General features: G+C 53.8%; 17 protein-coding genes. 9 read left to right on the forward strand and 8 right to left on the reverse strand.

The window, feature by feature from the left end:
- The first annotated feature begins 7 nt into the window (after nt 1-7).
- The 3 genes from ACO0LH_RS01865 (at nt 8) to ACO0LH_RS01875 (ending at nt 2,621) form a co-directional block, all read left to right on the forward strand.
- Entirely contained in the window at nt 8-1,159 is a 1,152-nt protein-coding gene (locus ACO0LH_RS01865) for an SEL1-like repeat protein (protein WP_422939343.1), read from the forward strand.
- 311 nt (nt 1,160-1,470) lie between these two features.
- On the forward strand, nt 1,471-1,932 hold the full coding sequence (locus tag ACO0LH_RS01870) for a hypothetical protein (RefSeq protein ID WP_422939344.1): 462 nt from the start codon (nt 1,471-1,473) through the stop codon (nt 1,930-1,932).
- Complete coding sequence (locus ACO0LH_RS01875) at nt 1,929-2,621, forward strand: type II toxin-antitoxin system RelE/ParE family toxin (protein ID WP_422939345.1); 693 nt, start codon at nt 1,929-1,931, stop codon at nt 2,619-2,621. Before ACO0LH_RS01870 ends, ACO0LH_RS01875 begins: the two co-directional genes overlap by 4 nt.
- Nucleotides 2,622-2,756: 135 nt before the next feature.
- Here the strand turns inward: ACO0LH_RS01875 and ACO0LH_RS01880 are convergent, their stop codons facing one another.
- Nucleotides 2,757-3,647, reverse strand: a complete 891-nt coding sequence (locus ACO0LH_RS01880; protein ID WP_422939346.1) for a LysR substrate-binding domain-containing protein — start codon at nt 3,645-3,647, stop codon at nt 2,757-2,759.
- Nucleotides 3,648-3,802: 155 nt separating this feature from the next.
- On the opposite strand from ACO0LH_RS01880, the gene ACO0LH_RS01885 reads away from it, so the two are divergent.
- A complete protein-coding gene (locus ACO0LH_RS01885) occupies nt 3,803-4,855 on the forward strand; it encodes an MBL fold metallo-hydrolase (protein ID WP_422939347.1) in 1,053 nt (350 codons plus the stop codon).
- Nucleotides 4,856-5,025: 170 nt separating this feature from the next.
- Here the strand turns inward: ACO0LH_RS01885 and ACO0LH_RS01890 are convergent, their stop codons facing one another.
- The 4 genes from ACO0LH_RS01890 to ACO0LH_RS01905 form a co-directional block, all read right to left on the reverse strand.
- On the reverse strand, nt 5,026-6,783 hold the full coding sequence (locus tag ACO0LH_RS01890) for a serine hydrolase domain-containing protein (protein WP_422939348.1): 1,758 nt from the start codon (nt 6,781-6,783) through the stop codon (nt 5,026-5,028).
- A gap of 222 nt (nt 6,784-7,005) precedes the next feature.
- Nucleotides 7,006-7,644 (reverse strand): hypothetical protein, encoded by a 639-nt coding sequence (locus ACO0LH_RS01895; protein ID WP_422939349.1) that lies wholly within the window; start codon nt 7,642-7,644, stop codon nt 7,006-7,008.
- Nucleotides 7,645-7,992: 348 nt separating this feature from the next.
- Nucleotides 7,993-8,556 (reverse strand): hypothetical protein, encoded by a 564-nt coding sequence (locus tag ACO0LH_RS01900; RefSeq protein ID WP_422939350.1) that lies wholly within the window; start codon nt 8,554-8,556, stop codon nt 7,993-7,995.
- A 111-nt stretch (nt 8,557-8,667) separates the two neighbouring features.
- Nucleotides 8,668-9,558 (reverse strand): LysR family transcriptional regulator, encoded by an 891-nt coding sequence (locus ACO0LH_RS01905; RefSeq protein ID WP_422939351.1) that lies wholly within the window; start codon nt 9,556-9,558, stop codon nt 8,668-8,670.
- 140 nt (nt 9,559-9,698) lie between these two features.
- On the opposite strand from ACO0LH_RS01905, the gene ACO0LH_RS01910 reads away from it, so the two are divergent.
- Complete coding sequence (locus ACO0LH_RS01910; RefSeq protein WP_422939352.1) at nt 9,699-10,865, forward strand: mandelate racemase/muconate lactonizing enzyme family protein; 1,167 nt, start codon at nt 9,699-9,701, stop codon at nt 10,863-10,865.
- A 177-nt stretch (nt 10,866-11,042) separates the two neighbouring features.
- Here the strand turns inward: ACO0LH_RS01910 and ACO0LH_RS01915 are convergent, their stop codons facing one another.
- Together ACO0LH_RS01915 and ACO0LH_RS01920 are read right to left on the reverse strand one after the other, a co-directional pair.
- Nucleotides 11,043-11,426: a VOC family protein gene (locus ACO0LH_RS01915; RefSeq protein WP_422939353.1), complete on the reverse strand. Its 384-nt coding sequence runs from the start codon at nt 11,424-11,426 to the stop codon at nt 11,043-11,045.
- A 183-nt stretch (nt 11,427-11,609) separates the two neighbouring features.
- Nucleotides 11,610-13,553, reverse strand: a complete 1,944-nt coding sequence (locus tag ACO0LH_RS01920) for a DUF4214 domain-containing protein (protein ID WP_422939354.1) — start codon at nt 13,551-13,553, stop codon at nt 11,610-11,612.
- A gap of 351 nt (nt 13,554-13,904) precedes the next feature.
- On the opposite strand from ACO0LH_RS01920, the gene ACO0LH_RS01925 reads away from it, so the two are divergent.
- From ACO0LH_RS01925 to ACO0LH_RS01940, 4 genes are all read left to right on the forward strand, one after another.
- Complete coding sequence (locus ACO0LH_RS01925) at nt 13,905-15,134, forward strand: tetratricopeptide repeat protein (RefSeq protein WP_422939355.1); 1,230 nt, start codon at nt 13,905-13,907, stop codon at nt 15,132-15,134.
- A 107-nt stretch (nt 15,135-15,241) separates the two neighbouring features.
- Nucleotides 15,242-15,640: a VOC family protein gene (locus ACO0LH_RS01930; protein ID WP_422939356.1), complete on the forward strand. Its 399-nt coding sequence runs from the start codon at nt 15,242-15,244 to the stop codon at nt 15,638-15,640.
- Between the two features lie 142 nt (nt 15,641-15,782).
- A complete protein-coding gene (locus tag ACO0LH_RS01935) occupies nt 15,783-16,001 on the forward strand; it encodes a VF530 family DNA-binding protein (RefSeq protein WP_422939357.1) in 219 nt (72 codons plus the stop codon).
- A 465-nt stretch (nt 16,002-16,466) separates the two neighbouring features.
- Nucleotides 16,467-17,441 (forward strand): VirK/YbjX family protein, encoded by a 975-nt coding sequence (locus ACO0LH_RS01940; RefSeq protein ID WP_422939358.1) that lies wholly within the window; start codon nt 16,467-16,469, stop codon nt 17,439-17,441.
- 151 nt (nt 17,442-17,592) lie between these two features.
- Here ACO0LH_RS01940 and ACO0LH_RS01945 read toward each other — a convergent pair whose 3' ends face one another.
- Entirely contained in the window at nt 17,593-17,727 is a 135-nt protein-coding gene (locus tag ACO0LH_RS01945) for a hypothetical protein (RefSeq protein WP_422939359.1), read from the reverse strand.
- Between the last annotated feature and the right edge of the window lie 252 nt (nt 17,728-17,979).

Below are 17,979 nucleotides of genomic sequence, written 5' to 3' on the forward strand. Positions count from 1 at the left end.
ATCTCTCATGCGTAAAATAATTTCCTTACTTTTGCTATCCAGTGCAATCCTCACATCGCACGCTTATGCCGATTATGAAGCAGGCCTGATTGCCGCAGACAAACAAGACTATGCAACAGCGCTGAGAGAATGGAAGCCATTGGCTGAAAAAGGTGATCGCAGGGCACAATACAAAGTGGCTATTCTATATCACCACGCCCTGGGGGTGAACCAAGATTATGCCGAAGCTGCAATGTGGTATCGCAAAGCCGCCGAGCAGGGCGAGGCCATATCCCAGTTCAGCCTTGGTGCGTTTTACTATCGGGGATTAGGGGTAACAAAAGATTATAACCAGGCATTGAGTTGGCTCAGCAAGGCAGCCGAGCAGAATTTGCCCGTGGCACAATACCAACTTGGTATCATGAACGAGCTTGGGGAGGGTGTTCCGAAAAATTCCCCGCAGGCACTCATCTGGTTCCGCAAGGCCGCTGAACTTGGCGACGCTGAATCCCAGGTACATTTGGGCAACATCTACTTTTCTGGCGCGGGCGTTCCTAAAGACGATGCACAAGCAGTGGCGTGGTTTCGCAAAGGGGCAATGCAGGGAGATGCAGAAGGCCAGCTCAACCTGGCGTTTATGTACTACACCGGCAAAGGCATAAAAGAAGATCGTCGACAAGCCTTTGAGTGGTACAGCAAAGCAGCAGAACAAGGCCAGGCACTGGCACAATTCTATCTGGCAGTCATGTATGAGAAGGGCGATGCCACACCGCAGGACTATGCAAAAGCTGTTTTCTGGTTTCGCAAAGCAGCAGAACAGGGCGACGCCACTTCGCAATTTTATATGGGTGAGTTTAATGCCAACGGCATAGGCGTGCCCAAAAGTCTTTCTTCTGCCTTGAACTGGTATCGTGCAGCGGCCGTGCAGGGAAATGGCAACGCCCAGTTAGCCATGGGAAAAATGTACGAAAAAGGAATCGAGGTAGCACAAAACAAGGTCGTCGCCTGCGCACTGTACACGCTGGCCGCCAGTTCCAATACCAAAACTGCCAAAGCAAATCGCGATACCATCCTGACGACCATGTCTGCCCAATCAACCGATGCAGCGCAAAAACTGGCTGTCAAACTGGCAGAGCCAGGCAACCTGTTGAAGGCGATTGAGCAAAATCGGGAGCAGTGAAAAAATCAGCGGATTGTGTATGCCACACCACGCCACGCCGCACCACACTACACCGTGACGATTACCCGCAACGGCGTCGATGATGGTCAGCATCCCAGCGGCGTTACGCTGGTCCGTTGCAGCCGGATGGATTTTCGCAAGCTGTGACTGCGCCCCTAAGTTACCTCCAAAAAAGCCCGTGCGATTGAGTCCCCCGTTTAAACGTCCTTGTTAGTCAAAAACCATCATTTAATACATATTTATCTAATAATGATTGTATTTTTATTAGATAATATACATAATAAGCGCTTCCATATAAAAAAAGACAGCCCATGAACCAGCACATTCTGGATACTGCCCTGGCAAAACGTCTTGTCACTACATCTGCCATTGAAGGCGCGTCGATTATCGGGCAGACTGGCGGCTGGCATATCCTGCTCAGGTTTGGTGCCACGGAACACCCCTTGTGCGCACAAAGAACCGACCAGCCGCGCGTATGGCGTTCGCTTGACCGCTGTGTGGAATACCTGAAGTCAGAATTGCAAATCACCCGTATTGATTTGCTTGACGCCAGCGCGCACAGTGAATTGGCAGACAATCTCAAAACCCGCGCAGATACCTCCGAGCGCATGCGCCGCGCGCATGAGGCAGCGGCCTACGACAAATGGGTTCGTGAACAGACCCAGGTCGCGCTGGACGATACGGCACCTGCGCTGTCCAATGACAAAGTGAAACAGCAATTTGCAGACAAACGCGCAGCCTTGCGTCAACGTATGGCGGGCAGCAAAGCATGAAGCTGGTATGGAAACAACAGGCCCTGGCTGACCGCGAAAGTCTCATCAACGACCTGGCGCAAGACCAGCCGCAGGCTGCCCTTGAACTGGATGAAGCCATTGAACACTGCGCAGAGCAATTGCTGGCCAGCACGGCTGTCTATCAACCTGGCCGCATGAACAAAACCCATGAAGCACTCATCCGTAAGGGGTATGTGATGGTATATGCGCTGGAGGGCGATAAGCTCTGCATATTGCGCATCCTGCATCACCAGTCAGCTTCGCCGGTCTCTGCGAAAAAGACAGGGGCAGTGTCATTGCGCGACATTCCTGCCAGTTCAACAGGCTATAGCGAACTGACAGATCAACATAAACAGGCTGAAATTTTTCATCACATCAATTCAGAGCCGGTGCGCCTGGTTGCGCATGCCATCCCTTTCGAGCATGGCCCGGTGATTCATATTGATATTTTCAAAGGCGACGATGCCATCGCCGCCGCCCGTATCATGCCGCCTTATCATTCCAGCCTGATCGGTGTTCGTGCAGACAAGTCCGCTACTGAACTTGCACACGAAGTATTGAAGCTATTCAGCACCGGTGCGCTGCACGCCACGCTTGGCCGTGTCATGCAGGCAAGGCAGCATTACCTGGATTACGGCCTGTCATTCCTGCCCGTGATTTATCAAAACCCGGGGGATGTGAAAGCCTGATCACCGGTGTGCCGGTGCGCTGATGCTATGCATCATTTTCCTGGCAAAAGTAATGCTTCATCCCCTCTTCCTTAAAAGGGAGAGGGTGAAGTTTCGCCAAGCATGGTTTGCATGCGTGCATGATCTGAACCGCTCTCAGGCCACACGCAAAAACGAAATCAAGGCCTGCAAGGCCGCTGTCATATGGCGGCGGCTTGAATAATACAAATGAAAACCGGCGCGTGTCGTTGCAAAATCTGGCAACACTTCGAGCAGGCGGCCACTTTGCAGATAAGGCCGCGCATGGTCTTCTGCCAGGGCGCTGATGCCTGCGCCGCCCAATGCCGCCGCCAGGGCAAGGCTGGCGTCGTTGACGATGAGATGGCCGCTCACGGCAATTTCCAGCGCCTGGCCTTTGTCCATGAAAGACCAGGGCAAATGCACCTCGGTCGTGGGGCGCTTGATGCGTATGCATTCATGTTTTTGCAAATCACGTGGGCTATGCGGCATGCCGTTTTTGGCGATATAGTTTTTTGACGCAACACAGACAAAACGGCGGTCAGGGCCTATGCGCATGGCGATCATGTCCTGCGCCAGCAATTCACCCTGGCGTATGCCCGCATCGAAACGCCCCTTGGCCAGGTCGACGATCTTGTCTTCCACCGAAATATCCAGAGTGATTTGCGGAAACGCCAGGCGAAACTCTGCCAGCCTGGGTGCCAGCATTAATTCTGTCGCCACCCGCGGCGCGGTCAGGCGCACTGTGCCCGATGGCGTCTCACGAAAATCATTGATGGCTTCCACCGCATTGTCCAGCCCTTCCAGCACGGGCCGCAAATGATCAAGCAATTGCTGCCCTGCCTGCGTCACCGACACGCTGCGCGTCGTGCGGTGCAAGAGCCGAACATTAAGCCGGGTTTCCAGTTGCCGCATGGTCTGGCTCAGGGCCGAAGGCGTCACTTCCAGAAACGCTGCCGCCTTCGCAAAGCTTTGCCGCTCTGCAATCGCCACAAAAGCCCTGAATTCTGCAAATTCATTTGCACGCATGGATAAAAGTCTTGATAAATATGAACAAGCATAAACAAGCACGAACAACATTAATTAGCTTGACTACATAATATAGTAAATCATTCAGTGATTATTTGAACATAATTTTTCCCTATACTGAAGCCCTTCCAACAAAAAACGCAAAGGGGTTTCTCATGAACAGCAAATTGACAATGCGCGCACACCAGATCAGTAAAGCCGTCATCCTGCTCGCAGGCGCCGTCGCAAGCACGATTGCCCTGTCAACCAGCGGCCAGGCACAGATCAGTACGCCAGCGAATAAACCAGCAAATACACAAGCCAATCCACCAGCCCGGACACCCGTGCCAATGGCAACATTCCAGGCCCCCGGTTTTTACCGCATGATGCTGGGCGGTTTTGAAGTCACCGTCCTCTCTGACGGCACCGCCACACGCCATGTCGATGAAATCATGAGCAAGCCAGAAGAAGTCCGTGCCGCCTACGCGCACAGCCATGAAGAACTGCCCGTCGAACTGTCGATCAATACCTACCTCATCAACACCGGCAGCAAACTGGTGCTGGTTGATACCGGCGCGGGTGAACTGTTTGGTGGCGGCAGCAGTAACAGACTGGTTGGCAACCTGCGCGCTGCTGGCTACCAGCCGGAACAGGTTGATGCGGTCTTGCTCACGCACATCCACGGCGACCATTCAGGCGGCCTGAGCATCGGTGGCAAACGCGTTTTCCCGAATGCTGATGTGTATGTCGATCAAAAAGATGCCAGCTACTGGCTGAGCCAGGCCCAGGCTGACGCAGCACCTGCCGCAAAACAGCTGACGTTTACGCAATCACGCGCCACCGTCAACCCCTATGCCGATGCAGGCCGCCTGAAAACCTTCAACGGTGCGCAGGAGCTGTTCCCAGGCATCAGCAGCGTCCCCGCCTATGGCCACACACCCGGCCACACCGCCTACCTGATCGCCAGCCAGGGCAAGCAATTGCTGTTGTGGGGTGACCTCATCCATGCCGGCAATGCGCAATTCAAAAACCCCGCCATCACCATCGCCTATGACTTTGATGCAGCCGCCGCAGTCAAATCACGCGAATACCTGTTACAACTCGCCGCCAGCAAAGGCTACCTGGTTGGCAGCGCCCATATTTCCTTCCCCGGCCTGGGCCACATAGGCGGCTCATCAGCAGGCTATGAATGGATTACTGCGCCGTACCAGCTTAAAGGCACGTTTTGATGGCAGTTGATTCAGGTCAGAGATTATTCGCAAGGGCATTATCAGCGATGTGCAAGGCTGTCAGCATGCCTGGTTTCTCATGACCTGAACTGGCTTGCGGCTTCCGACCCAAAGCGGGAGATCGCTTGCTTACCGTATTCACCCGGAACTTTGAGAAGATGTGAAAAAATTCAAGCCCAGGTCCGTAAAGGGATGATGCCAAACCAGGCCAGATAAGCCGCTGCACACAAGTGCAGTACCGTAAACAAAACACTATACCAATAAGCTACCCAATTGCCGGGCACACCGCGCTGACGCCACACTGCCCATGCGCTCCATAGCACAAGCAGGCCATACAGCAGCGAGCCTATGCACCAAGACAGGGATGCTGGCGTCATGCTGCCGAGCGCGGATTCTTCCACCTTCAACATGGGCGGCGTAATACCAGTCGCGATGAACACCAGGCTGGCCAGCAAGGGCCAGACGCGCAGACGGAAGGCTGGCCCGCCTTGCAGTTGGCCCCACACCCGGCGCGGCACCCACACCAAAGCAAACACGAGCCCGCCTAGCGTGCATGCGACCAGGCCAAGCAAGACGGCGTACATCGCGCCCACTTGCAGGACAGAGATGCGCCGGTAGTGGTTTGTGCCCAGTACCACCACATCGCCCGCAAGAGGGTCTTGCGCACGAAGGCCATTGGCAAGACCAGTCGAGGGATCGATCAGATAGATGCCGCTTTTGAGAAGCTTGTCAGACCATGTCCCGGTAAAGGCTGTGCGTTCCACAAAACCATCTCTGTCTTGCAAGCGCACGGCCTGAAAGGGTAAGAGAAACCTGACCAGGGCTATACGCGGGTTATCCGGCACATACAAGCCATCCACATCTTCCCATGTATGCGCGTCAACTGGCGACTGTAGATAGGGTGGCTTGGGCGTCTTGATCCATTGATCAAACACCAGGTCACGAACCTTGAAACGCACATTGCTATCGCTGTTGGTCATCACGACCATGCCGACACCCAGTTCATGCGAATACTGTACCAGCGCGTGGAAGCCGCCAATGTCGCCGCCGTGACCAAACAGGGCGTAGCCCTTGTAGCCGTCAAGCTGCAAACCCATGCCCGGACTTGATTCCATGCGCGCAATGGTCTCAGGCTTGAAAATGCCATCGCCGTTTTCAAGAAACATGCGTACCAGTCGTGCCATGTCGCTGCTGGTGGATATGCCTGAGCCACAGGGGCGAAACAGAATATGTATGAACGGCCGTGCCTTGCCATCCTTCGTGTGGCCGATGGCACCGAGCTGCGTGTCTTCGAAGTAGCTGGCAGAGGCCATGCCCAAGGGTGTGAACACGCTTTGCCTGACCCAGTCCTCAAACAGCATGCCGCTGACTTTTTGCGCCACATACCCCGCCACCGCCGCGCCGGCATTTGAATACGCCGTCCGTGTGCCAGGCACCCAGCGCGAAGTACGTGAATGCGGATGAAAGGCCAGAGTCTCAGCGAGCGGCACTTCCCTGCTATTGTCGTAGGCATATTCTACAAAATGGATATCGTCCCAGCCTGTGGTGTGTTCCATCAGGTGGGCAATGCGCACAGGCGCCGTGGCTTCATAGGGATTGCTGAATTCGACTTCCGGTGCAAGCTGATGCAAGGGTGTACTCAGCGCGAGCTTGCCGTCTTCGACCAGGCGCATGACTGCCAGCGTCGTGAACATCTTGCCCATCGACGCGGTGCGAAAGCGCGTCTGGTCCGTCACTGGCAACTTGCGCGCCGCATCGGCAAGACCCAGGTTGATGACGTGGGTGGGCTTACCGCGTTCGATAAGGGCGACGCTCATGCCAACAGTGTGACTGTCCTCGCGCAGTTGTTCCAGACGCGCTTCCAGCGTGTCGTGAGCGGCCGCGTTGCAGCAAAGCATATAGGCCAGAAGAGCGGTCAGTAGTTTCATTTGACGTGGTCAAGCAGAAAAAATTTGAACCAGACCGTTGACGAGTGTGAACGCCCTTCCCGCCCTGGATGAAATAATGCCGGAACAGCGCTCATCATGCCCATCACTGTGTCTTGTACGACTTGGCGCCTGACGTCAGCGCTTGGCTAAATTCTATAGACGGACTGAACACGCTTGAATTTGTCGGCGCACATAATTAGCGCAACCAACCCGAACGAAAAATTATTGCGCTACCTTTGGTGTATCCTCCAGCTTAAGGTCGTCGTAAAAGCTCATTGCATAATCTGAAATTCTGGATTCAGTAATGACTCCTTTACTGAACAGGAAGAAGCGACGTTCAACGAAGCGTTGGTCGCCACCACCGTCAAATTTCAATGTGCCATTTTGGTAACTAGCAGGCAAGAAGAGTGCTGCGATATTGACATCCTGCTTCTCATCTACTTTCCAATAGACCTGGCAGACGTAAGCAAACTGGTCAGCTGTATTTTTCAATTTGGCCACGAGCATCGTGGTCGGATTTTGTCCCTTTTCTACCTTCATTATTTCGGATTGCATTCCATGCAAGGACAAAATTTCATGAAATTCACCTGCAAATTCTTCAACTTTCATATTTAGAAAGTCGTTAAGGTTTTCGTTTGTTGCGTGACCATTCATTTGCCTGGACGTCACTATGAAAAATGGCTTGCTTTTTTGAATGGGCTCCGCCGAATGAGCGACAGTGTCGAACAGAGTCATACTCAAGGCTATAAGAATGCAAACTATGTATTTTTGTATGTTCATTTCAGAATAATTTCTAGCGGTCAAACGGGAAAATGTAGATTCATTTTTTACTGGTACTATGTTACTGATGCTGGTTGGCATGCGGTCATGCCGCATAGCAATCCAAAAATTGACATTAAATTAATCCATTGGCAAGCTTGTACTTTAGCCTGATACACCACAATCGGCCAGTAGCTGTTAGTCATTCTCACTAACTGCGCCAAATTTGATTTTATTTCAATTTGCGTAAAGTTCCGTAGCGATGATAGTGCACTTGATTGACCAGCATCATTGCCGCCATTTGAACCCCAAAACGGTGCGATTGATCGCACCCTACAAAGCGCCGCATCGCGTAGGGTGCAATGAATTGCACCGTCTTGCTAGTTAGGCGGTCAAGTCATCAGCAATAAATCGCGCTTTCGCAGGCAGGCAAAACGCAAACCCGCACCATCACATAAACAGCGTCTTGTGATGCAGATAATTGCGGTACATGATCTTGAAGTTCTCGATATTGCGGTTGTCTGGCTGCACCAGCAGGTCGCGCACTTCGCAGGCTTTATCGTCGATTTTGTAGACCCAGAAATCCAGTATCACTTCAGGGTGGTCTTGCGAAACGATGGAGACGCCTTTGCCACCGCCGATGATGTTGGCATATTGATAGACCATGAACTTGCCTTTCAATACCGTTTTATCGATCTTCATGCCATCCAGCACAGCCGCGGCCTTCTCTTCTGCCGGGCTGATTTTTTTACGCGCATCCGCATAGGTGTTCAGAAATTTACGCAGGCAGGCCACTTCAGGGGTTTTATAGGACTTGCTATAGCCTTCCAGTTGCTGCTTGTTGAGGACAAGCTCTTTTGGTGCTTTGACTTCCTGCGCTTTTGGTTCTTCGGCTTCTTTGCTTTCTTTCGTGTCGGCAGTTTCCTTGACCTCTTTGGCTTCTTGTGCGTGCAGGGCAAAGGGTGCAAGGGATAACAGCAAGGTGGATATCAAGGCGAATTTTTTCAGGTGCATGTTTGCTTTCGGTTGGTTCGGTTGGTGCAGCCGCTACGATTCTCTGGGCTGTTTCGTTATCGTCCTTATTGTAATTTATCTCAACATCAATAAGGCATGGTGGCGTGACTATTACTTCAGTGTCGCCACCAGGAAATCAATAAACGCCCTGACCCTGGCAGGCTGCTGGCGGCGGCTCAGGTAATATGCATACAGGTCGGCAGATGGCAGGGTGTAGCCGGGCAGCACCTGTTGCAGCCTGCCGCTTTGCAGGTATTTTTCCACATCCCATTCTGAACGCTGCAAGATGCCGTGGCCATCAAGTGCCCAATTCAGCACCACATCGCCATCATTGCTCGATACTGCACCGCGCACTTTGACCAGCTCGACCTTGCGGCCCTTTTGCAAACGCCAGGTGCCGTAGACATCATCATTCTGGCGGTGCAGGATGCAGCGGTGCTGGTGCAGGTCTGCCGGGGTGAGCGGTTGCCCGGCTTTTTTCAGATACGCAGGTGAGGCGCACAGGTAACGGCGGTTGCTCATGAGTTTGCGCGCACCCAGGCGGGTGTCGGGCAGCTCGCCAAAGCGCACGGCCAGGTCATAGGCATCTTCAACCAGGCCAATCGGGCGGTCAGTCAGTTGCAGTTGCACTTCGATATCGGGGTAGGTATGCGCAAAGCGCGATACCAGCGGGGCAATGTGGGTGCGGCCGAAACCCGGCGTGGCATTGACGCGCAGCAGGCCCTTGGGCGTGGCGCGGCTGCTGGAAACTGATTCTTCCATATCGCGGATGCTGCCCAGTATTTGCGTCGCATGCGCGAGATAGGTTTCGCCTTCCGTCGTCAGGCTCAGGCGGCGTGTAGTGCGGTTGACCAGGCGCACGCCCAGGCGCTGCTCCATCAGCATCAGGCGTTTGGTGACGGCAGGCGGTGTGATGCCCAGTTCACGTGCCACGGCAGACAGGCTGCCCAGCTTGGCCAGCAGTGCAAAAAACGCCAGTTCGGGTGCAATTTCAATCTTCATTTCATTCTTCACTTTAAGTTAAGAATGGTTTTCATAGGGGTGAATTATAACAAGATCAATGCAGGGTAAGCTTGTTTCATGTGCCAGCCACGCTGCTTATGCGGATCACTTAACTTCTACCTTACCCAGGAAGCCATGCCATGAAAATTGTCGACATCCGCGAAAAAACGGTGCCTATCAGTTCCCCCATACGCAATGCCTATATCGATTTCAGCAAGATGACGCTGAGCCTGGTGGCCGTTGTCACTGACGTGATACGCAATGGCAAACCCGTCATCGGCTATGGTTTCAACTCCAACGGGCGTTATGGCCAGGGCAAGCTCATGCGTGAACGCTTCATCCCGCGCGTGCTGGAAGCTGCACCAGACAACCTGCTTGATGACAGTGGCAGCAACCTCGACCCGCACAAGATCTGGAACTGCATGTTTACCAATGAAAAGCCCGGCGGCCATGGTGAACGCTCAGTGGCGATAGGCACGATAGACATGGCGGTGTGGGATGCCGTTGCCAAGATCGCTGGCCAGCCCCTGTTTCAACTGCTGGCAGATCGCTATGGCAATGGCGTGCCTGACCGCCATATTTTTGTGTATGCAGCCGGTGGTTATTATTACCCCGGTCAAAGCCATGACAAGCTCAAGGATGAAATGCGCAGCTATATTGACCGGGGTTATACCGTGGTCAAGAAAAAGATAGGCGGCGCTTCACTGGATGAAGACCTGCGCCGCATCGATTCTATCCTCAGCGTGCTGGGTGACGGACAAAAGCTGGCGGTGGATGCCAATGGCCGCTTTGATCTCGACACGGCCATCCAGTATGCCAAGGCCTTGTCGCAATATGATTTGTTCTGGTATGAAGAACCGGGCGACCCGCTGGATTTTGAATTGCAGGCCACGCTGCGCAATTATTATGACAAGCCGATGGCCACTGGCGAAGACCTGTTCTCGATGCAGGATGCACGCAACCTGATACGCTATGGCGGCATGCGCGCCGACCGTGACTGGTTGCAGTTTGATTGCGCGCTCAGCTATGGCCTGGTGGAATACCTGCGCACGCTTGACATGCTGCGCCAGCATGGCTGGTCAGCCAAGCGCTGCATACCGCATGGCGGCCACCAGATGTCGCTCAATATCGCCGCGGGCCTTGGCCTGGGCGGTAACGAGTCCTACCCTGACCTGTTCCAGCCCTATGGCGGTTTCCCCGATGGGGTGAAGGTGGATAAGGGCCATATCATGCTGCCTGAATTACTTGGCATCGGTTTTGAAGGCAAGGCGGATTTGTATGCCGAGATGGTCAAGCTTGCGGTATAGGACGGGGCTTGCCTGCGGCAAGGAAAGCATTTTCCTGCGTGAGGGAAATGCCAGGGTCACGGCAGCGGCGAGACAGTGAAAATGACAGCCGTCAAGCATCAATGAAACGCTCAGGGCTTTGGGCGGCTGTTCAAGCAGCGCCCCAAAGCCCTGTCATGACTTATCAGGTAAAAAAAATCAGCTTGCTGGTGGTTCCCACAATTCGACGCGGTTACCTTCGGGGTCCATGACCCAGCCAAATTTGCCATATTCCGACTCATCGACCTTGTCGTCAACGGTACAGCCTTCTTCGCGCAACGCAGCCAGCAAGGCATGCAAATCATCAACGCGATAATTGATCATGAAGGCTTGTGTGCTCGGCGCAAAATAGTTCGAATCGCTTGGGAACAAAGACCAGACCGTTTTTTCCCTTTCGGTGGAGCCAGGGTCGCCAGTCGGTTGAAATATCGCGCCGCCCCAGTCGTCAAGATTGAAGCCCAGATGATCCCGGTACCACTCGCGCAGTTTTTCAGGATCCTGTGCTTTAAAGAACACGCCACCGATGCCAACAACACGTTTCATATTGCCCCCTGGGGATAGCTGCTGTTACCTGCTGAAATAACCAGCTCACCTGAGCGGTCGACTGGCACAGATACTACATGATAGGCTGGGGTGGTGCAAATCAGGCGGTGAAGTAGTTACAGCGCGCTTTGTTCGACATTGACGATCTGCAAAACACCGCCAGTATGGCCTGGCATTTCCCCTTCATGCAGCCACGCCAGTCAGTTGTATGACCAGTTGCGTACCGGCCAGTGTGGCAGCGGTGGCGGCGTAGGTATCAGTTAGCTGGTTGGCGGCGGTGACGCTGGCGGTGCTGCCATCTACAGCGCTCATTACTGTTTTTGCCCAGGTGGTGTCGGTCAGCCCCTGGTTGATGGCAAAGTGGACGCCGACCAGTTCTTTGTTGGCAAGTGCCAGGGCATCGGCAGCGGAACCGGTGACGGCGCGGGTGCCGTAGATCACGTCGAGAATAAACAGCGATTTGGTCACTGAGCCGGTTTGCAATTCGTTTGTCCAGTATTTCAGCCCTACGGCGTCGGGGCTGCGGTTTAATACGTTGTGGTAGACGGCATTCACAAAATCATTGATGTTCTGGCTTTCAGGGTAAGCAGCCACGGTTTCTGGCTGGACAAAAAAACTGTTGGCGATCTGTTGCAGGCTCATGCCGTCTACCATGCGGCTGGACCAATAGTCGAGACCGACAGCGTCAGGTGCGCGATTGAAATAGGCGATGTACATTTCGGTCAGGTCAACCAGGCTGGCTGTTGGCAAGGTGGCTGCCTTGATGAACCAGGAGGTGTCGATATCACGGTCGTTGAACTGTATTTTTTGGATGTTTTTGAGGGTGTCGTTACCGTCAATCCCCCTGTGGTCTTGGACTTTGATGGAGGCACCATTCACCACCAGCCCATAATTTTTTGATGCACTGGCATACGTGACGGCGCTGTTGCTGTTACCGGCAAAGCCTATGAGGGTGTCGTTACCGGCACCGCCGTGCAGGCTGGCATTGGCAACGCTGGCAGCGATCAGCAAGTCGGCATTCAGGGGGCTGATCGTGACGGTGGCTTCGGCAAAGATGACGGTCTCTATCGAACGTAACAGGGAAACGCCATCGATGCCTGTCTTGTTTTGCAGCAGGGTGTCCGTGCCGTATTTGACGAGATTGGAATCAGCCAGATAGCGGGTGACCACGACGGTGTCATTGCCCAACCCGCCATCAAGCAGGTAATTGCCATTGCCGATATTTTTGGGCAGCATGATTGTGTCGTCGCCTTCGCCGGCAGCAACGATGCTGGATGTCTGAACAGGTGTAAGCACGTCATTGCCAGACGTACCAATGATATTGTTTTTATCCAGCGTATCGACCAGTGGCAGGCTCTGGTAGTTTTGTATGGTCCAGCCTGCATCGCGCAGGATCAGCAGGTCAAGCTGGCCTATATCGAGGCGGTTGCTGTCGTAATTACCCCATTGGTACATGAGGCCCGACCTGACTGGCTGATAGGTGATGGTGGTGTTGCCGTAGTGGTCGTTGGCACCAGTCAGGGTCGTCGGTGCCAGCGGCAAATCGCCACCCAATACCTGATCGATGGTGGGGCTGGAATAATACCAGGCGCCATTCACCTGTTTGGTCAACTGGTTCCAAGGGGCATTGACAGCCGACCAGGACGCAAAGCCCAGGCAATGCACCAGTTCATGCATGGCAATGCCAATAAAATCAGCGGTGCCCACCGGCAAGGTGGGTGTCACGCCGATTTGCGGGTTAGGGTCAAACCAAAGCGGCGTGCCATAATTTTTCAGGCTGCCGTCATTGCCTGCATAGACGGTGAAACCGGCATCGGCGACCGCCCCATTGGCATCGACCCCGGTCTGGTTTTTCAGCACCGGCACCAGCATGGTATGGCCGGGTACTAATGACCAGGTGGGATTGGATGGCAACAAGCCATCGGTATTGGCCGCATTTTGCGAAGCAGGTGCAAAGTTGATTTGTAAATCGAGTGGCTTGGAAAAGACGATGTATTTGGACAGCACGCCGATAACGTAATTCACATCCGTGATTAAAGCCGCGACATTCGCCCCCAGCAGATTGCCAGGATCATTGATGTTGAGGGTGAAGCCGTTATTCATCGGGATGGGGATGGGCGTGGGCATGGCGATTCCTTTTCGCTGCGATCAACAGTGGGCTTCAATGCACATGGGCAATGCTCTTCAAATACCAGCCTGCCGCAATCGAGTATAGGTAACTATGGCCAATTTGTCATTTTGAATTTGCATAACAAAACCCGCAGTCGAGCCATAGGCAGGCCGCGATGCACAGCCCTGCCAAACCTTGTTAAGCCTTGTTAAGCCTTGTCGTCATCGTCTCTCGTTTGGCGCGCATGCATATGTACACACTATTGTGCCCATGATATCTTAGGAACAATTTTGTCCAGGGCAGATTTTCATGCACCCTGGCCTGCCAAGATAACAGCCTGCCACTTCACCGCATTGATCAAAACGAAAATGAAAAAGACTCTGCAAATCTGCCTTTCTGCCGCCCTGCTGATGGCAGGCATACCATCCCTCGCGCAAACGGTGGAAGAAGCAGCTGCCGCATTGGCGCGCGGTGATAATCTGGCGGGTCTTGAAATGTACCGCAAGCTGGCTGACCAGGGCAATGCGGTTGCCCAGTTCAATATCGCTTATTTCAATGAGCGGGGCCGCTTTGGGCCGGCCAATTATGATGCGGCAGAATTCTGGTATTACAAATCTGCCCAGCAGGGCAATGTGAAGGCGCAGTCCAATCTCGCCTGGTTCTATGTCGATATCAAAAAAGATGATGTGCGCGCGGCGTTCTGGTATGAAAAAGCGGCGGCGCAAAAAGATGCGAAGGCCATCGCCTCCCTGTCCAATTTGTATGCCGCGCACCCCGGCCTGAAAGAAACCGTCAGAAAGCACCTGGACACAGAAATCGATATCAACAAACAGCAGGCCCTGGCACAACAGCAGGGAAAAGACCTCGACGCCCAGGATGAGCAAAGCAAGAAAGAATCGCTGGCCTGCCTGGACAAACTGTATGACGACCCCAGGGCAAAATCATTGTCCGGCAAGATCATGCTGGACACGCGCAAACCCGCGCCGATGGAGCTTCTGGCCAATACCGCCAAACCCACTGCAAAGGAAAAAACTGCGCTGTCCTATATCGTAGCCGAGTGGGAAAGATGCGTTGACATGCAGGCCGAAACGCATAAGCGCAAACTGTCCGCCGAAACCATGCAGGCAATGAATGCCTACCGGCTGGATTTAAGGTCCGCCTTTGCTGACCTCTACAGCGGCAAATTCAGCTATGGCGACCTGGCAAAGGCGCGCGCCAGACTGGACCTGGAATTCAGCCAGAAAATCAGTGCCATCATCGCCGCCGGGCAGGCAAGAGAAATGGCCGAAGCCAAACAAAGGCAGGAAGCAGAAGCACAACGACGTTATGCCGAAGCACAGAACCAGCAACAGCGCGAAGCCGAACTGCAAAGGCAGCAAGAAGCCCGCCGCCAGCAGGATATGCTCGAAGCGCAGATGCGCCAGCAACAGGCACAAGCGCGCCAGTTGCAAAAAGAGGCCGACTTCAACAGAACCATGCAGATGCTGCAAATGTTCAGCCAGCCCCAGCAAGTGCAACAGGCCCCACCGCTGTTGCGCCCACCTGTGACATGCACATCGAACCGCCTGGGCAATACGGTGACGACAAACTGTAATTGACGGCAAGGCGGGACGCTGAAAAAGGCCTTGCCTACACTTGCGGCTGGTAGCATCCGGCCCTAGTATGGACAGGTCAGCAACCATGCCCACAATGACAGAGGATAGCCATGGCAATTGAACTTGATCACCTCATCCTGGCAGTCAACGAACGCGACACCAGCCTTGCTTTCTACACCCACATACTCGGGCTAAGCCACGAAAAAGAAGGTGATCAGGGGCCGTTTTCCATGCTGCGGGTCACACCTGCCTTCGTCATCCAAATGGCCGCCTGGGGCACGACAGGGGGCGAACACCTGGCCTTTGCCATGTCCAGGGCAGAATTCGACGCCGCCTTTGCCCGCATCAAGGCCGCTGGCATCGCCTATGGCGACCGGTTTGATACGGTCGGCAACATGCAGGGGCCGGGCGACGAAGCCGCATTGGGAGGCATGGGCATAGGCAAGGCCGTGTATTTTTTTGACCCGAACAAGCATTTGCTGGAGATACGGCATTATGAAACCACGTAATGCCCGGTAATGCGGTTATAACGGATATGGCGAAGCGATAGCTTCACACCCGCCGCGCGATGACCTCCAGCCTGTTGGTATGCAGTTGACGGCAGCATCCTGCTATGATGGCGTCATCACCCAGCCTCACCGAAGACCAACAATGAATACACCCACCCTTCCCCGCAGCCTGCATGGCATGACCCTGGAAACAATACTGGTACAGCTGCAAGCCCATTATGGCTGGGAGAAACTGGGGCAAATGATAGACATCAACTGCTTCACCAGCGACCCCAGTATCAAATCCAGTTTGAAATTTTTGCGCAAAACACCATGGGCGCGCGCGAAGGTGGAAGAGTTGTTTTTGAATATGCCGGTGTAGGTGCTGGAATAAGCCCGGCTGGCATACGCTTGCTGAGGCCGCGGTTAGAGATGCAGGATCGTACTAAACACAATCGGCACACTAAGCACACCTCTGCCCTTTAATGCGCAGTACCTGCCCTTCAATCGTCGCGCCTGCGCAGGCGGGTGCCCAGTGGCGTTCGTCGGCTACGAAAAATCTTGCTGACACTACGCAAATACGCTCAATAGAAGCAAAACTCTAGCGGCAAAACGCAATCGGCCTTCGCGTCGACATAGCTATCAAATTGACAAAAAACCGGCACTCGCAAGCCTTTCTTCGTTCTTCTGCTTCAAAAATTCGTAAACAAACGACAACATCTTTTGAATAGGTGACAATTTGACTACAAAATTGACACAATTTTCCACAATTCCGAAACAAATCAAAGACATACAAGCTGGAAACATTAAGTTACAATCGAGCACAATATGAAACAATGGTGCCATCGTGGATATTCTGAACTGGGTAGAGCTGGAAATAGCAAGCAACAGAAGCAAGGAAGCACCTTCAGCAAGAAGCGTGCAAGGTGGTTCTGCGTTTGCCAGCATGGCCTGGGCAATGGGCACGCGGTTTGCGGACACCAATAGCAGCTTCAAGAGTAAATGTGTATTCGTGCTGCGCAGCCTGTTGCAACCAGCGACCAGCCTGACCTGGTTCAAATGCCTGCACCAGACGTATCTGCAAAAAGCCGTGCATGGCGATGCCAGCCTGCTTGATGCCATACACCGCCCGTTTTTTGATCACACCATCGCTTGCGGCGCACGCCTGAAGTTGCTGAGCAATCATTTCCGCCTGTCCGGCATGTTGCTGGGTACCAAACTGGCGCAAGACCTGGCCAGCGGCAAACCCTATGAAATTGCCACTGTCAGCGGCAAGAACCATGAAGAATACAGCCTGGCCCTGTTCTGGGGCAGTTCCTTCAAACGTGAAGGCGGCATGACACTGGGCCTGTTTTTGCAGGGCAAGCTGTTGCAATGCATGACCTTTTCTTTTGACCGCGAAAATGGCCAGACCGTGTTGCGCGTCGGTGGCGTGCAAGCCTGCAACCAGGGTGGCCGTGATCTGATACGCGAATCCACCAAGGGCCTGCATGGCATACAGCCACGCCTGCTGCTGATCGATGCGCTACGCTGCATCGCCAGAGAGATCAATTGCGCTGCCATTGAATGCATCGCCAAGAAAAACCATATCTACCAGGCCTGGCGTTATAAATTCAAGAAAAACATCCGTGCCGAATATGATGCCCTGTGGGTGGCCGCTGGTGGCGTGGCACAAGCCAATGGCAATTACCGTCTGCCGCTGGTAACACAAGACAAACCCCTGTCCGAGCGCCCGACGAATAAACGCAGCGAATACCGCGCCCGCGAACAACTGACACTGGCCATGCGCAACGACATCGCCTGCCGCCTGCCGTTGGTGTGATCGATCGATCATAATCTAGCTTCAAGATATTCAGGTACGGCTGCGCCAGCGTAAAAATCTGCCTACCAGATGCAGCGAGTTCACTTGAACCAGCGCCACAGGTCAGCCCGTGGGTAGCCTGGGTTACGTACCGGCACAACTGCGCAACCCTTCAACCCCGCCCATCACCATTGCCCGGCAACATGCGGCGCAACACCCCATCTTTTTTCACCAGCGCATGCCACAGGGCCGCTGCCGCATGCAAGGCAGCCAGTGCCAGCGGGATATTGGCAATCAAATCGTTCAATTCAACACCCGCCGCGTGATCGCACTCGGCCAACCATCGATATCACGCTCCATTTTTTCGATTTGCACATTGCCCATGAATGGTGTAAGCCTCTGCCAAACAAACAGGGTCGTCATCAGCGATCAACTGCGCTTTTCCTTGTTTCGCCAAGGCGAGGAGTTCAGGGGCAATTGTTTTGAGAGACTTGTTGCCTTAGGGTAAGGTGGGGAATGGCATAGGCACTCCGCGTCACCCGGCGGCGGTTTCCCCATC

Origin of the sequence: Undibacterium sp. TJN19 (genome assembly GCF_049339485.1) — a bacterium.
Lineage (GTDB): Bacteria > Pseudomonadota > Gammaproteobacteria > Burkholderiales > Burkholderiaceae_D > Undibacterium.

What these genes read in the sequence shown, in the direction of transcription:
- ACO0LH_RS01865 (WP_422939343.1), top strand. Translation starts at nt 8, where the DNA reads ATGCGTAAAATAATTTCCTTACTTTTGCTATCCAGTGCAATCCTCACA.
- ACO0LH_RS01870 (WP_422939344.1), top strand. Translation starts at nt 1,471, where the DNA reads ATGAACCAGCACATTCTGGATACTGCCCTGGCAAAACGTCTTGTCACT.
- ACO0LH_RS01875 (WP_422939345.1), top strand. Translation starts at nt 1,929, where the DNA reads ATGAAGCTGGTATGGAAACAACAGGCCCTGGCTGACCGCGAAAGTCTC.
- ACO0LH_RS01880 (WP_422939346.1), bottom strand. Translation starts at nt 3,647, where the DNA reads ATGCGTGCAAATGAATTTGCAGAATTCAGGGCTTTTGTGGCGATTGCA.
- ACO0LH_RS01885 (WP_422939347.1), top strand. Translation starts at nt 3,803, where the DNA reads ATGAACAGCAAATTGACAATGCGCGCACACCAGATCAGTAAAGCCGTC.
- ACO0LH_RS01890 (WP_422939348.1), bottom strand. Translation starts at nt 6,783, where the DNA reads ATGAAACTACTGACCGCTCTTCTGGCCTATATGCTTTGCTGCAACGCG.
- ACO0LH_RS01895 (WP_422939349.1), bottom strand. Translation starts at nt 7,644, where the DNA reads ATGCCAACCAGCATCAGTAACATAGTACCAGTAAAAAATGAATCTACA.
- ACO0LH_RS01900 (WP_422939350.1), bottom strand. Translation starts at nt 8,556, where the DNA reads ATGCACCTGAAAAAATTCGCCTTGATATCCACCTTGCTGTTATCCCTT.
- ACO0LH_RS01905 (WP_422939351.1), bottom strand. Translation starts at nt 9,558, where the DNA reads ATGAAGATTGAAATTGCACCCGAACTGGCGTTTTTTGCACTGCTGGCC.
- ACO0LH_RS01910 (WP_422939352.1), top strand. Translation starts at nt 9,699, where the DNA reads ATGAAAATTGTCGACATCCGCGAAAAAACGGTGCCTATCAGTTCCCCC.
- ACO0LH_RS01915 (WP_422939353.1), bottom strand. Translation starts at nt 11,426, where the DNA reads ATGAAACGTGTTGTTGGCATCGGTGGCGTGTTCTTTAAAGCACAGGAT.
- ACO0LH_RS01920 (WP_422939354.1), bottom strand. Translation starts at nt 13,553, where the DNA reads ATGCCCACGCCCATCCCCATCCCGATGAATAACGGCTTCACCCTCAAC.
- ACO0LH_RS01925 (WP_422939355.1), top strand. Translation starts at nt 13,905, where the DNA reads ATGAAAAAGACTCTGCAAATCTGCCTTTCTGCCGCCCTGCTGATGGCA.
- ACO0LH_RS01930 (WP_422939356.1), top strand. Translation starts at nt 15,242, where the DNA reads ATGGCAATTGAACTTGATCACCTCATCCTGGCAGTCAACGAACGCGAC.
- ACO0LH_RS01935 (WP_422939357.1), top strand. Translation starts at nt 15,783, where the DNA reads ATGAATACACCCACCCTTCCCCGCAGCCTGCATGGCATGACCCTGGAA.